The organism is Microbacterium sp. Leaf288 (assembly GCF_001422925.1).
Classification (GTDB): Bacteria; Actinomycetota; Actinomycetes; order Actinomycetales; family Microbacteriaceae; genus Microbacterium.
This window is the reverse complement of sequence record NZ_LMNI01000001.1, coordinates 417040-431682: the sequence shown is the minus strand read 5'-3', so window position 1 is coordinate 431682 and position 14643 is coordinate 417040. Positions and strand designations below refer to the sequence as shown.

The following is a 14643-nucleotide window of genomic DNA, read 5'->3' as shown; positions in this document are numbered from 1 at the left end:
CGTCGCTTGGCGCTCAGCGCGCAAGGGTCCCCGCGATTTCGCCACCGCAGCCCTCCCCAGGGCCTCAGACAGATCCCGAATCCGCCGCATCGACGCGGCGCGGGCGCCCACACCAGCACCCGAGACGGATGATGGCCCTGCGCGGGCGGCCTGTCAAGATACTGTCGTCAACAGCATCCATATTCGTTTCGGCGCATCAATGCGCGAAGCGGAGGAATCCCGTGAAGGCGAGTTCACGCGCTCGGGGCAGCAGGTCCGCACGGAGCGCACCGGCGTCGACCTCGAGCAGGTCGGCGATCGCGTCGATGAGAACCCCGACGGGAAGGTCGCCGTCGCACGCGCCGACGAGCGCGGCGAGCCCCGGATCCACGCCGAGGGCGCGACCGAACCCGCCACCCTGGCGCAGTTCGATGACGGTCGGATCCTCGGCTCCGGGCAGGTGATGACGCGCTTCGGTGACGTCGGGGGCGACGACGAGGACGGATGCCGCGAGCCCCGCGTCGTCGAGCCCGCTCAGGCGGTCGTGGGCGTCGAGCGCGGCCGCGAGATGCGCCCCGAGCCCGTCACCCGCGAGGGCCGTGTGGAGGGTCTCATACCGGGCGAGCGTGGGCGTCCCGTCAGCCGGACGGCGCAGCAGCAGGTATCCGAAGCCCACCTCCGTCACCGCGCGGGCCGCGAAGTCGTCGAGCCAGGCGTCGACGAGTCTCGCGAAGCCGGGCGTGCCGGGCAGCGTGCCGCCGTCGCGCACCCACAGCTCGGCGTACGACAGCGGGTCCAGGCTCTCGCGCTCGACGACCCAGGCGTCGAGCGGCACCGGCGACGACTCGACCCATCCGCGCACACGCTCGAGGCCGGGCACGCCGTCGCGCGTCTCCCAGTTGCCGAGCAGCTGCGCGACCCCGCCGGGCGCCAGGTGCGCGCCGACCCCCTTCACGAACGCAGCCACGACGTCGTCGCCGACCATCCCGCCGTCGCGGTACTCGTAGGCGGGGACGTCGGCGACCCGCGGCGTGATCACGAACGGCGGGTTCGACACGACACGGTCGTACTGCTCTCCGGCGACCGGCTCGAAGAGGCTGCCCAGCCGCACCTCGATGCCGTCGATGCCGTTGAGGAGGGCGTTCAGCCGCGTGAACGACAGCGCGCGAGGCGAGATGTCGGTCGCGACGACGTGGGCGGCGTGCGCGCGGGCGCGCAGCGCCTGGATGCCGCAGCCCGCCCCGATGTCGAGCGCGCGCTCCGCGGGGGTCGGCAGCTGCAGCCCGGCGAGCGTCAGCGACGCGCCGCCGACGCCGAGCACGTGATCTTCGGGCAGCGGCCCGCCGAGCGCCGCCTCGTCGAGGTCGCTTCCGATCCACCATTGTCCGGATCCCGAATCGTCGGCGTAAGACTGCGGTCGCACCACCGCCAGCGGGCGCACCTCGCCGCCGTCGATCTCGGCGAGACCCAGCCGCGCGAGTCCTTGCGCACCGGCACGCACGAGCGCGTGATCGACGGATGCCTCGGCCTGCGGCATCCCGAGCACTAGAAGCCTGCCCAGCACGGCGAGGGCGTCGCCGCGGTCGCCGAGGGCCCGCGACGCCGGCGACCGGAGGCCGCGCGCGATCGCATCGTCGGCCGCGGCGCCCCACGCGTCGCGCAGGGCTTCGGCGGTGAACCCCGCGCTGCGCAGGTCGGCGGCGAGGTCACGGCACAGGTCGGTATCCGGTTCGGGGAGCACGGCTCCATTCAACCGCGCCGCCCGCCCTCCGGCAGGCTCGGAGGCGCGGACCGTAGAATCTCCTCGATCGTGCGGTCAGGACATCGCACAGGAGCGAACCCCCCGACAGGATGATCGTGACTTCACCGCGAGCCCCGCGGCGTGCCCCGCGCCGCGCACCGCGTCTCGTGACCGCCGCCATGGCGGCCGGAGCCGTGCTCGCCGCTCTTCTGCTGCCCGCTCCGGCGATCGCGGCGGATCCGACACCGATCCCCTCGCCGAGCGTGAGCTCCGCGGTCCCCGCCGGCACCACCGTGTTCACCTTGTCGCCGGTCGCCAACGGCATCGTGAACCCGGGCGATGCGCTGAGCGTGTCGGTCTCGATCCAGAACGGGACGGATGCGGAGCTCGCGGCCGCGACCGTCACCCTCTCCCTCGGACGCACGCCGCTCGCCGACCGCGACGACCTGGGCGACTGGCTCGACGGCAGCTCGCCCGAGCTCGCGCTGGAGCCGATCGGCACCGACTCGATCGCCGCTGTCGAGCCCGGCGGCTTCCAGGTCCGCGGCATCACGGTCGCAGCCGACGACCCTGCCCTCGCCGGCCTCGCCCCGGGCGTCTACCCGCTCGCGGCGTCGTACCCCGCCGCGGAGGGCACCGTCACGTCGACGAGCGCGATGATCGTGCCGCCCACCGAGGCCATCGACGTCGGCATCGGCGTGGTCGTGCCGATCACCGCAGGTCCTCTCAGCGAGGGCCTGCTCACCGCGGGGCAGCTGGCCGAGCTCACCGCGCCGGACGGCGATCTCACCAACCAGCTCGACGGGGTCACCGGCACCGCCGCCATCCTCGCGGTCGACCCCGCCGTGCCCGCGTCGATCCGGGTGCTCGGCACCTCGGCTCCCGAGTCCGCGCTCGAGTGGCTTTCGCGGCTCGAGGCCATCCAGAACTCGCGCTTCGCCCTGCAGTTCGGCGACGCCGACGTCACCGCGCAGCTGCAGGCGGGCCTCCCGCGTCCGCTGCAGCCCACCTCGTTCAGCGCGTACATGTCGTCCTCGAACTTCGCGACGCCGACGCCGACTCCGACCCCGACGCCCACCCCGGCGCCGTCGGATGCGCCGACCACCGCACCCACCCCACAGCCCGACAGCGCACTCCCGAGCACCGACGAGCTCCTGGTCGTCGGCCCCGCCACCCGCCAGGGCGTGTACTGGCCCGCCGACGGCACGGCGGACGAGCAGATCGTCTCCCACCTCGCCGACATCGCGACCGCCGACGGCACCGCCCCTGTCACGCTCATCCCGTCGTCGACGACGGATGCCGGCTCCGACGGCCGCACCGTCTCGGCGCACGGCCGGGTCGGCGCCGGCGAGGTGCTCGTCTACGACAGCGACGTCTCCGCCGCGCTCGATGACGCATCCCAGCAGGAGGAGTCCTGGCTGCGGGGCGCCCCGCTCACCACGGCCACCGCCTACCTCGCCTTCGCGGCGGCCGAGACCGACGGGCCCCTGCTCGTCACCGTCGGCCGCGGCGACGGACGCTCGCGCGTCGAGCTCGGCGCCGCGATCTCCGCGGCCTTCTCCGCCCCCGACGTGACGCCCCGCACCATCGCGACGGTCGCAGCGGGGGAGGCGTTCGACCTCGAGCTGACCGGCGTGGAGTCTTCGCCCGAGCGCGCGGCCGCGGCATCCGCTCTCGTCGCCGACGAAAGCGAGCTCGCCCGGTTCGCCACGATCCTCGACCAGCCGTCGATGCTGACCGGACCCGAGCGCGCCGACATCCTGCAGCTGCTCGGCGTCGCGTGGATCGGCGACGCCACCTGGTCGACGCAGCTCGCCGACCACCGCGCCGCGACCGCCGGCACCCTGGACTCGGTCGCACTCCTCCCCACCAGCCCGAGCGACCTCTACGGGTCGAGCGCCGCCCTCCGATTCTGGGTGCGCAACGACCTGCCGTACCCGGTCAACCTCGTGCTGTACACGACCCGTGACAACCTGCGGCTCGACGTGCAGGGCGAGACGCCGATCGTCGCGACACCGCAGAGCAACACCCGCGTCGAGGTGCCGGTGCAGGCCCGCGTGGGCCGCGGCGACGTCACGCTGACCCTGCAGCTGCGCAGCCCCGCCTTCGTCGCCATCGGCGAGCCCGAATCCGTCGAGATCAACGTCTACGCCGACTGGGAGGCCGTCGGCATCGCCGCCCTGGCCGTGCTCGTCGGCATCCTCCTCCTGTTCGGCATCGCACGCACCGTGCTGCGCATGCGCCGCAAGCGCAAGGGAACGGTCCCCACGCCCACCGAAGGGGACAAGCGGTGAGCGGGATCGGGCGCGCCAGTGCGCTCATCGGCGCGGGCACGATCGTGTCGCGCCTCACCGGCTTCCTCCGCTCCGTCGTGCTGGTGTCGGCCATCGGCGCGACCACCGCAGGGGGCAACGCGTTCGCGATCGCGAATCAACTCCCGAACAACATCTACGCGATCATCTCGACAGGCCTCCTGAGCGCCGTCGTCGTGCCCCAGATCGTCAAGGCCGCCGCCCATGACGACGGTGGGCGCGCCTTCGTCTCGAAGCTCTTCACCCTCGGGACGGTCGTGCTCCTCGGGACCGCCGTCCTCGCCACGATCGCAGCTCCGTGGCTCGTCGCCCTGTACGCGCCCGGTTATCCCCCTCAGCAGCAGGCCTTGGCAACGGCATTCGCCTACTGGTGTCTGCCGCAGATCTTCTTCTACGGTCTGTTCGCGCTCGTCGGCGAATCCCTCAACGCTCGGCGCGTGTACGGGCCCTACACGTGGGCACCCATCGTCAACAACATCGTGTCGATCGCCGGTTTCCTCGTCTTCATCTGGCTCTTCGGCCCGACGGGTTCCGCGACGGCGTGGACGCCCGAGATGATCGCGGTGCTCGCGGGTACCGCGACGCTCGGCATCGTGGTGCAGACGGGGATCCTCTTCCTCTTCTGGCGGCAGACAGGACTGCACATCCGCCCCGACTTCGGCTGGAAAGGCGTGGGACTCGGGCAGATCGGAAAGCTCGCCGGCTGGACCTTCCTCATGGTCGTCGCGGGTCAGCTCGCCGGACTGGTCCAGTCGCAGGTCATGTCGGAGATCCCCAAGGGCGACCCGGGCGTCTTCGTGGCGCAGAACGCGTGGCTGCTGTTCATGCTCCCGTACTCGATCATCGTGCTGTCGATCGGCACCCCGTACTTCACCCAGTTGAGCGAGCACGCCGCGGCGGGCCGCGACGGTGAGGTGCGGGGCGACATCGGTCGCAGCATCCGCACGCTCGGAGTGTTCGTGGTCGCCGCCACGGCCGCGCTCGCTGCCGCCGCCATTCCCGCGTCCCGCATCTTCACCGGCAGCCCCGACGAAGCGGTCGCCGCAGCGGGGGTGCTTCTCTGCTACCTCGTGAGCCTGATCCCGCTCGCCGTGCTGTTCGTCGTGCAGCGCAGCTTCTACGCCTACGACGACACCCGGACCCCCTTCTTCTTCACGATCCTGCAGTGCGCGATCGTCGTCCTCACCGCCTGGGGTGCGCTATGGGCCTTCCACGAAGGCGTGCTCCCTTCCGCGCAACTGGTCGCCGCGGTCGCTCTGGGTCAGTCTTTCGCCAGTGTCGTGCAGGTGATCGTCGCGACCTGGCTGCTGCATCGGCGGCTGGGAAGCATCCACGTCGGCTCATGGCTGTGGGCGCTCGGACGGTTCGCACTGGCCGCGGTTCCTGCGGGCGTCGTCGGCTGGCTGACGTTCGAGCTGCTGGGCGGCGTCGACGGCTGGACGGTGTCCGACAAGATCCTGGGTGCCGCGGGCGCCGCCATCATCGGCATCGTGGTCATCGCGGTCTATGTCGGCATCCTCGCCGTCTTCCGCGCGCCCGAGCTGGCGGTCGCCACCGGCCTCGTGCGCCGCTTCCTGCCCGGCCGCCGCTGAGACCACCTGCCCATGTGTCCCGCCGGGGCGCGGGGGACGGGTCACGGAATGCCGCGCGGTTACCATGTGTTGAGGCATCCGGAGCCATCGCGCGTGTCATGGGACGTTCCGCGAGGCTTCACGAGGAAAGGTGCGCACGTGCGTCAGGTCATCATCATCGGTTCGGGTCCCGCGGGTTACACGGCGGCCATCTACGCCGCACGGGCCAACCTGAGCCCGCTCGTCGTGGCGAGCTCGGTCGAGGCCGGCGGCGAGCTGATGAACACCACCGAGGTCGAGAACTTCCCCGGGTTCCCCGAGGCGATCATGGGTCCTGACCTCATGGCGAAGATGCAGGAGCAGGCCGAGCGGTTCGGCGCCGAAGTGCTCTACGACGACGTCGTCTCGCTCGACATCGACGGCCCCGTCAAGAAGGTCACCCTCGGCAGCGGCGCCTCGCACGAGGCGGACGCGCTGGTGTTCGCGACCGGTTCCGCTCCCCGCAAGATCGGCATCGAGGGCGAAGCCCGCCTGTCCGGACGCGGCGTGTCGTACTGCGCGACCTGCGACGGATTCTTCTTCCGCGAGCGCGTGATCGCCGTCGTCGGCGGCGGCGACTCCGCGATGGAGGAGGCCACCTTCCTCACCAAGTTCGCGTCGAAGGTGTACATCATCCACCGTCGCGACGAGCTGCGCGCCTCGAAGATCATGCAGGAGCGGGCGTTCAAGAACGACAAGATCGAGTTCGTCTGGAACAGCGAGGTCGTCGACATCCTCGGCGACGAGGCGGTCACCGGCGTCGTGCTCGAGGACACCGTCGACGGCTCGCGTCGCGACCTGGCGCTGGACGGCGTGTTCGTCGCGATCGGCAACGACCCGCGCACGCACCTCGTGCACGACAAGCTCGACCTCACCGCCGAGGGCACCGTGTGGGTCGATGGCCGCTCGTCGCGCACGTCGGTGCCCGGTGTGTTCGCCGCCGGTGACGTGATCGACCCGACCTACCGTCAGGCCGTCACCGCCGCGGGCAGCGGCACCGTCGCGGCCCTGGACGTCGAGCACTTCCTCGCCGCGCTCGGCGAGGCCGGCGCTCCCGCCCCCGACGCCGCCGAGATCGACGGACTTCCCGGCGCCGAGCCGGTCGCCAAGGTCGACGCCGCATAGCGCTCGACCGGGCGCCGCACAAGCCCGGGAACACTTCACGCCCCTCTCGCGTTGAATGAGCGTGGACAGACTTCCCAGAGAAGGAGAAACACAGATGACCGCCAAGGCGACGACTTCCGCCACGTTCGAGCAGGACGTGCTCCAGGCCGAGGGTCCGGTGCTCGTGGACTTCTGGGCGGAGTGGTGCGGCCCGTGTCGCATGGTCTCGCCCGTCCTCGACCAGATCCAGTCGGAGCACCCCGACAAGATCACGATCCTCAAGCTCAACGTGGACGAGAACCCCGACCTCGCGATGAAGTACCAGATCACCTCCATTCCCGCGATGAAGGTGTTCAACAAGGGCGCGGTCGAGACGACCATCATCGGCGCCAAGCCGAAGTTCGCGCTCGAGCAGGATCTCGCGGCCTACATCGGCTGAGTCCCCTCACGCTTCCCGAAGACCCCGCCGACCCGTTCGGCGGGGTTTTCGCATTCCTACCGGGGATTTCCTCAATATGCTGTTTCCGGCATCCGAGATTCCGTCGAGAATCTTCGTGGGCGATGTCGATCTGCGGGAGGCTGGTTCGACGCACATGGTGAAGGGGCCCGGACGGGCCTCCAACCGGGCCACGATCGCCCCGACGAAAGGGATTCCCATGCGTTACATGCTCATCATGCAGGTCGGTGCCGAGGCTGCTGCGGCATTCGATCCCGAGGCGTTCGACATGGCGGAGGCGTACGCCGCCATGGGCGCGTACAACGAAGAGCTGCAGAAGGCCGGAGTGTTCCTGAGCGCCGAAGGGCTGTCCGACGCCGCCGAGGGCTTCCGGGTCGACTTCGACTCGGTCCCGCCCGCGGTGACCGACGGACCGTTTGCCGAAGCGCGCGAGGTCTTCACCGGCTTCTGGATTCTCGAGGTCGCCTCCCGCGAGGAGGCCGAGCACTGGGCGCGCAAGTGCCCGTTGGGCCCCGGCACCGCACTGGAGGTGCGTCGCGTCAACGAGCTCAGCGATTTCGACCAGAACGACGAGTGGATCGCCAAGGAGAAGGAGTGGCGTGCCGCCAACTCGTGACTCGTGAGCTGCGCGCGTCAGCTCGCTTCGGCACGCACCGTCGGGTCCCACCGGCGGTGCGTGTTCGCGTCACCCAGCAACGACCACACGGCGCGGGTGAGCGGGGGATAGTCGATGGCGATCTGCCTCAGCACGCGGTAGTGGCGGCTGGCGTTGGGGCGCGCCCCGCCGTCGGCGGCGATGTTCTCGGCGCGGAGCAGATACACGACGAGCTCGTCGACGGACGGGAGATCGTCCATGAACTCCCACGGGTCCTCGCCGGCACGGAGGCGCTCATGCACCAGCACCGAGAGCTCGTCAGCGGCTTCGGCACGGAGCAGCTCGAGGCTCGCACGTCGCCGCGGGGTCTGCTCGTCGTTCGCCATCAATCCAGGGTACGTGCCGATCCCGACACCGTGGGTCACGCGCCTACGCTGGCAGCATGACCTCCCACGACGATGCCCACGCGCGCCGTGCGGTCGAAGCCGTGTGGCGCGACGAGTCCGCGCGCATCGTCTCGGCGCTGACTCGGCACACCGGCGACTTCGCATGGGCCGAGGATCTCGCTCAAGAGGCGCTCGTCGAAGCCCTCGCCGCGTGGCCGGGCAGCGGCATCCCTGACAATCCGGGAGCCTGGCTCATGTCGGTCGCCAAGCGGCGCGCGATCGACGTGTGGCGACGGCGCGAGCGGATGTCGCAGCGCGAGCCCCTGTTCGTCTCGGAGGCTCTCGTGGCCGAGGCGATCGACTCGGTGCCCGACGATGCCGACCCCGACCGCATCGACGACGACGTGCTGCGTCTCGTCTTCGTCGCCTGCCACCCGGTGCTCCCGGCACAGGCGCGCCTCGCCCTCACCCTGCGCACGGTGGCCGGTCTCACCACCGAGCAGATCGCTCGGGCGCTGCTGGTGACCGTGCCGACGGTGCAGCAGCGCATCGTGCGGGCCAAGCGGACCCTCGCGGCAGAGGGCGTGCCGTTCGAGGTGCCCGACCGTGCCGAACGGCCGGCACGGCTGGCGAGCGTGCTCCAGGTGATCTATCTCCTCTTCACCGAGGGGTACTCGGCGGCGGAAGGGGAGGGGGTCATCCGTCCCGACGTCGCGCGCGAGGCGGTGCGGCTGGGTCGGCAGCTCGCCGCGCTCATGCCGCCTGAGCCCGAGATCTGGTCGCTCATCGCGCTCATGGAGTTCCAGTCGTCGCGCTTCGCCGCGCGCATCGACACCGACGGACTCCCGGTGACCCTGGAAGACCAGGACCGCCGTCGATGGGATCGTTCCGCGATCGCCCGCGGCCTGGAGGCGATGGAGCACGCGGATGCATCGAATCGAGGTCTCGGCTACTACGGCCTGCAGGCCGCCATCGCACGGTGCCACGCGGTCGCCCCGTCGTTCGGCGAAACGGACTGGGAGCAGATCCTCCGGCTCTACGACGCGCTCGTGTCGCTCGCGCCGTCTGCCGTCGTCCGCCTCAACCGCGCCGTCGCGCTCTCCATGGCGCGTGGTCCTGAGCCCGCTCTCGCCGTCGTGGACGCGCTCGAGCCCGAGTTGTCGGGGTTCCGCCCTCTCCCGGCCGTGCGCGCGGAGCTGCTGGAGCGACTCGGACGAACGGATGCCGCAGCCGCGGCGTTCCTCGCCGCGGCGGAGTTGCCGGGCAACGCCGCTGAGACTGAAGCGCTGCGCCGGCGCGCTCGGGCGCTCGGGCGCCTATGACGCCTCGAGGGCCCCGTACTCCGTCTCACCGAGCTCCGCGAGGATGCGGTTGAGGTCCTGAATCGTCGCGAAGTCGATGCTGATCTGGCCTTTTCGTGCCGTCAGCGCGATCTTCACCCGGGTGTTGAGCCGATCGCCCAGTCGTCCTGCAACTTCATCCAGGTGGGCGCGGCGCGAGCCGGCCTGCGGCTTGACGGAACGGGTGGGGGAGGCATCCGGAAGCTTCGCCGCAGCCTCCGCCGCACGGACGGAGAGATCCTCGTTGACGATCTTGTCGGCGAAGCGCTGCATGGCCGTCGGGTCTTCGAGCGACAGGATCGCGCGCGCGTGACCGGCGGTGAGCACCCCTGCGGCGACCCGCTGCTGCACCGGCATCGGGAGCTTGAGGAGGCGGATCGTGTTGCTGATCTGCGGACGCGAGCGGCCGATGCGGGTCGCGAGCTCTTCCTGTGTGATGCCGAAGTCCTCGAGCAGCTGCTGGTACGCCGAGGCCTCTTCGAGGGCGTTCAGCTCGGAGCGGTGCAGGTTCTCGAGCAGGGCGTCGCGGAGGAGGTGCTCGTCAGCGGTGTCGCGCACGATCGCGGGGATCGAGGAGAGTCCGGCCTCACGGGCGGCGCGCGTACGACGCTCACCCATGATGAGCTCGTAGTCGCCCTTCTCGTTGAGCCGGACGACCACGGGCTGCAGTACGCCGAACTCGCGCACGCTGTGCACGAGCTCCGCGAAGTGCTCCGGGTCGAAGTTGGTGCGGGGCTGACGCGGGTTGGGCACGATGTCGTGCGGGTCGATGTGCGCCAGGCGGGCGCCGGGCACCTCGAGGAGATCCCCCTGCCCGTCGGACTCGACGGTCTCTGCGGGTGGCTCCGCCTCAGCCACCGCGACGGCGCGGGGGAAGAAGACATCTGCGGGACGCTCGTCGGCCTGCTCGCTGGTCGGGATCAGTGCGCCGATTCCGCGGCCGAGTCCTGTGCGCTTCGCTGCCATCACGCGCCCCTTTCATTCGAGGCGCTGTCGCGCCGGATCATCTCGACTGCCGCCTCGCGGTACGCGATGGCGCCGGCCGACTGTCCATCGTAAGCGAGAACCGACTGCCCGAAACTCGGCGCCTCTGAGACGCGCACCGAACGCGGGATGATCGTGTCGAGCACTTCGGTCGGGAAGTGGGCGCGCACCTCGTCGGCGACCTGCTGCGCGAGCCTCGTGCGCCCGTCGTACATCGTCAGCATGATGGTCGACAGCTCCAGGCGGGGGTTGAGGTGCTTCTGGATCATCCGCACCGTGCCGAGCAGCTGGCTCAGTCCCTCGAGCGCGTAGTACTCGCACTGGATGGGGATGAGGAGCTCGCTCGCCGCGGTGAAGGCGTTGATCGTGAGAAGCCCGAGCGAGGGCGGGCAGTCGATGAGGATGAAGTCGAGCTCGCCCGGATTGTTCGCGAGATAGTCGTCGACGGCGACGCGCAGTCGGTGCTCGCGTGCGACCTGCGACACGAGCTCGATCTCGGCGCCCGCGAGGTGGATGGTGCTCGGCGCGCAGAGCAGATTGGGTGACTCCGGGCTCACCTGGATGATGTCGGCCAGCGGGAACTCGTCGATGAGCACGTCGTAGACGCTCGGCGTATCCGCCGTGTGCGGCACTCCCAGCGCCGTCGAGGCGTTGCCCTGCGGGTCGAGGTCGATCACGAGCACCTTCGCCCCGCGCTCGGCCATCGCGGCGGCCAGGTTGACGGTCGTCGTCGTCTTGCCGACTCCGCCCTTCTGGTTCGAGACGGTGAGGACCCGCGTGCGTCCGGTGAGCTGCACGTCGGCGGCTTCGAGCGCCTTGCGACGTGCGGTGAGGTCTGCGAGCTCCCGCGCGATGGGGGAGTCGTCTTCTTCCTGCGCGAGAGCGGCGCCGTCTTGCTGCACGATGGGGGATTCCTCTTCCTGCGTGACGGTGGGGCGCTCGGGGGATGCGACGACTGCAGGTGCGGGGTCAGCGTACTCGGACGATACGACATCGCCGTCGGAGTCTGCGCGCTCAGCCTCGTCGTCCTGCGAGGTGATCTCGTCGGGCACGTCGTCCTGCTGGGAGCCTGCGAGCTCGTCGGGAACGGGGTCTTCGTCGGGAACGACGTCTTCTTCCGAAACGGCGGCTTCCTCGGGGACCGTGGCTTCCTCGGGGACTGCGGCTCCGTTGGACACGGCGCTCTCACTGTGCGAGTGGATCTCGCTGTCGCTGGGCACCGGGTCGGACGCATCCTGCTGCTCCGCAGACTGCGGTGTCCAGACAGTCGGCGGCTCGTCGGACGAGAAGGATGCCTGAGCGTCGCTCTCGTCGGGTTGTTTCACGTGAAACTCTCCCCCGTGCCCGAGCCGCTCAACATCGTCTTCCACCCTATCCCGCCTTCCCCCCATCCCCAGCCGCCGGAGCCACTTATTCATTCGTTCCTTACCGTTCCGGGTGGATCATCCACCGTCCCTAGTCAACCCCGCGCGGACCGTTCGGGCACGCCAACCCGCCGCTCGGATGCGACTGAGAAATCCCTCATCTGACGCAACACCGGCCAAGGCGGCATCCGCGTTCACTCCGCGCCCGAAGGGCACCGCAGCCCGCTCAGCAGTCGAGGCACTCACGTGTGACGTGGTGCGGGAGCGGGCAGGTTGTCCCGCCCGACCCCGCTCCGGGTGAGCCGTTCCACCTGTTCGCGTTTGGGTGCCAAGGCCCCGTCTCCGGGTGTCGTTTACGGCCTGGACGTGTGGGCCACGTACGCGTTCTCGCCGCGTTTCGGTGCGGTCCGTTTCACGTGAAGCGGACCGAGCTCACGTGTGACAGCGGCAGTGAATGGCAGCGTCTGATCGCTGCAGTCCGGTATCGGAACAGCCGGCACCAGCCCGCCCCGCGTTCGCTTCAAACGTCCCATCCCGACACTCGTAGCCACGATGGTCGGTTCTGTGGTGGACGTCGTGTTTCACGTGAAACTCCCTGCGGCGTTGCCGCAGAATCCGCAGAGTTCTGCAGCAGACCCCCGGCAGGCGCGTGCGATCTTCAGACGCGCGCGCTCCGCGGACCGCCTCCCGGTCGCGCCCGGCTTGCACCACCGATCGCGACATCTCTTCACTCGACGGGACGCAGCTGACGCGGCTTCTTGCGGGGATGAGTTCACTCCCCGGCGGCTTGTCCATGGCACCCATCCGGTGAGGAACCGAGACCGACGCGCTCAGCGGCCCATTCAGGGCCGCTCGTCACCTGTCACTACTACCCATCCTCCGGAGGGGTACGCGTGAAGTTCCAACCATTCTTTCGAGTTCGATATCCACGTCAGTGCGTCTCGACCGCAAGGCTGCATCGTCGCACGCGCTGACTTCATAGAACATCGTTGCCTGACGTCTGCGCCCTCTGTCGCACCGGTCGACGACAACCTCGCGGCCGAGCACGCCTTGCGCGGGCTAGGGGAGAGGACCCATCGGTCGCGGGGCCATGGCGCCGCGACGGGTCGACTCGCTGACGATCGCCAACAGTGGGTACTCGCCCATGACGTTGCAGTGAGCTCGGGCCGCGCATTGCCCAAGGAATCTATCTGCGCCGCTCGGGGAATCAGTGCGCGCATCCAAACGTGCCAGCGAGGGTGCCGCGCGGGAGGGGAAGCCGTACAGATCATCTGGTCTCGCCAGCCGGCGATGTGCAGTGGTGCAGTGGTCCATTCCGCGACGGGAGACCGATGGCGCCCGGTCGTCCAACGACATCACTCGTCGCCGTCCCTGAGAAGCTGAGGGCGGTACGGAAGTCCGTGCATGTTTCACGTGAAACCATGCGCCGACGGGAAGCCCGCGATCGTCCGCACCTTCGACAGGTGGGACTCCGACAGGTGGGGCCCGCACACTACAGGCGATCACCCCTCCACCGCTCTCTGGAGCGGACCGCTCGCCACAGCGCGATCGCTCATGCTTACTCCAGGCAGGCGTGCTGAGTCCGGTGACACGCGGCCGCGCGCCACCGGCCGACAGGATGTCGCTTGGTCGACGGCACTCGCCTCACGCGCCGTTTCACGTGAAACCATGCATCGAGGGGAACCTCGCAGTCCTCATCACCCTCGACAGACGGGGCTCCGACACGTGGAGCCCGCACACCGCAGGCAGATCACCTCTGCACCGCCCTATGGGGCGGACCGCTCGCGACGGCGCGCTTGCTCATGCACGCTCCAGGCACGCGTGCTGACTCCGGTGACACGCGGCCGCGCGCCGCCAGCCGAGAGGGCTGTCGCTTGGTCGACGGCACTCGTCTCACACGCCGTTTCACGTGAAACCATGCAGCGAGGGGAACCCCGCAGTCCTCATCACCTTCGACAGGTGGGACTCCGACAGGTGGGGCCCGCACACCACAGGCCGATCGCCTCTCCACCGCCCTCTGGAGCGGACCGCTCGCCACAGCGCTTACTCATGGTCCGCTCCAGGCAGGCATGCTCAGTCCGGTGACGCGCGTCCGCCCGCCACCGGACGAGAGGCTGGCGCTGATCGACGGCACTCGCCTCACACGCCGTTTCACGTGAAACGTAGCCCTCGGCGCAAGAACTCTCCGCTACACATCGCCGGCGAGAGCCGAGCAGTCCCGGATCAGGAGATCCCGCGCGAGCACGGGAATCCCGCGCCGGCGGTATTCCGTGCGGTGCACGCCTGTCGAGGGTGCGCAACTTCGCCTGTCGTGTTCCGTCGGTCTCCTTGGGGACGCCGGGCATCGCGCCAACCGCGAATGTTTGCTCACCGCCCTGTTCGATCGGCTGGGCGGCCCGGCCGTTCGAGATCATGGTTCTTCACGGGCGACGATCCCGTGAACGCCACCTCGCACAGGCCATGCCAGCGCACGATCGGCCCAGAGACCCGCCCGGTCGACGTGGTCCGCAGCAGTTCAGGGCGCAGCGAAGAGGCGCGGGTTCACTCCGCCCGGAAGACACCTCCAGCCCCTCGAGGTCGCAGCTGTGCAGCCCGCGATCGCACCTGGCACGTCATCGCCCGCAGGCTCCCGGCGGGAGCCTCTTTCGACCACGCCGCCGGCACAACGGCCGCCTTTGCATCAGCTGGTCTCGTGGGGATCTTCCCCCCGCCCGATTGGCTGCAACTTCCCATTGAGGAGACGGCGCTTTACCCATGACGACCGCAAGCAC

General features: G+C 69.7%; 10 protein-coding genes. 6 read left to right on the top strand and 4 right to left on the bottom strand.

Going from position 1 to position 14643, the window contains the following annotated elements:
- Positions 1-196 precede the first annotated feature (196 nt).
- Positions 197-1720: a DUF7059 domain-containing protein gene (locus ASF40_RS01860; RefSeq protein WP_235560092.1), complete on the bottom strand. Its 1524-nt coding sequence runs from the start codon at positions 1718-1720 to the stop codon at positions 197-199.
- 116 nt (positions 1721-1836) lie between these two features.
- On the opposite strand from ASF40_RS01860, the gene ASF40_RS01855 reads away from it, so the two are divergent.
- From ASF40_RS01855 to ASF40_RS01835, 5 genes are all read left to right on the top strand, one after another.
- Positions 1837-4014, top strand: a complete 2178-nt coding sequence (locus ASF40_RS01855; RefSeq protein ID WP_157549349.1) for a DUF6049 family protein — start codon at positions 1837-1839, stop codon at positions 4012-4014.
- A complete protein-coding gene (murJ, locus tag ASF40_RS01850) occupies positions 4011-5624 on the top strand; it encodes a murein biosynthesis integral membrane protein MurJ (protein ID WP_056365585.1) in 1614 nt (537 codons plus the stop codon). The genes ASF40_RS01855 and murJ overlap by 4 nt, the downstream gene beginning before the upstream one ends.
- A gap of 138 nt (positions 5625-5762) precedes the next feature.
- Entirely contained in the window at positions 5763-6767 is a 1005-nt protein-coding gene (gene trxB / locus ASF40_RS01845) for a thioredoxin-disulfide reductase (RefSeq protein WP_045301942.1), read from the top strand.
- A gap of 94 nt (positions 6768-6861) precedes the next feature.
- Entirely contained in the window at positions 6862-7185 is a 324-nt protein-coding gene (gene trxA, locus ASF40_RS01840; protein ID WP_045301944.1) for a thioredoxin, read from the top strand.
- A 217-nt stretch (positions 7186-7402) separates the two neighbouring features.
- On the top strand, positions 7403-7819 hold the full coding sequence (locus ASF40_RS01835; RefSeq protein WP_056366681.1) for a YciI family protein: 417 nt from the start codon (positions 7403-7405) through the stop codon (positions 7817-7819).
- Between the two features lie 17 nt (positions 7820-7836).
- Here ASF40_RS01835 and ASF40_RS01830 read toward each other — a convergent pair whose 3' ends face one another.
- Entirely contained in the window at positions 7837-8184 is a 348-nt protein-coding gene (locus ASF40_RS01830; RefSeq protein ID WP_056365584.1) for a hypothetical protein, read from the bottom strand.
- Between the two features lie 56 nt (positions 8185-8240).
- Between ASF40_RS01830 and ASF40_RS01825 the strand changes: the two genes are divergently transcribed.
- Positions 8241-9506, top strand: coding sequence for an RNA polymerase sigma factor (locus ASF40_RS01825; protein ID WP_056365582.1), 1266 nt, complete (start codon positions 8241-8243; stop codon positions 9504-9506).
- Here the strand turns inward: ASF40_RS01825 and ASF40_RS01820 are convergent.
- Both ASF40_RS01820 and ASF40_RS01815 read right to left on the bottom strand, forming a co-directional pair.
- The gene (locus tag ASF40_RS01820; RefSeq protein ID WP_056365578.1) at positions 9501-10490 is read right to left on the bottom strand and encodes a ParB/RepB/Spo0J family partition protein; all 990 of its coding nucleotides are present in this window, start codon (positions 10488-10490) and stop codon (positions 9501-9503) included. The two genes, ASF40_RS01825 and ASF40_RS01820, sit on opposite strands and share 6 nt — an antisense overlap.
- Positions 10490-11413 (bottom strand): ParA family protein, encoded by a 924-nt coding sequence (locus ASF40_RS01815; protein WP_056366677.1) that lies wholly within the window; start codon positions 11411-11413, stop codon positions 10490-10492. Before ASF40_RS01815 ends, ASF40_RS01820 begins: the two co-directional genes overlap by 1 nt.
- Positions 11414-14643: the final 3230 nt, after the last annotated feature.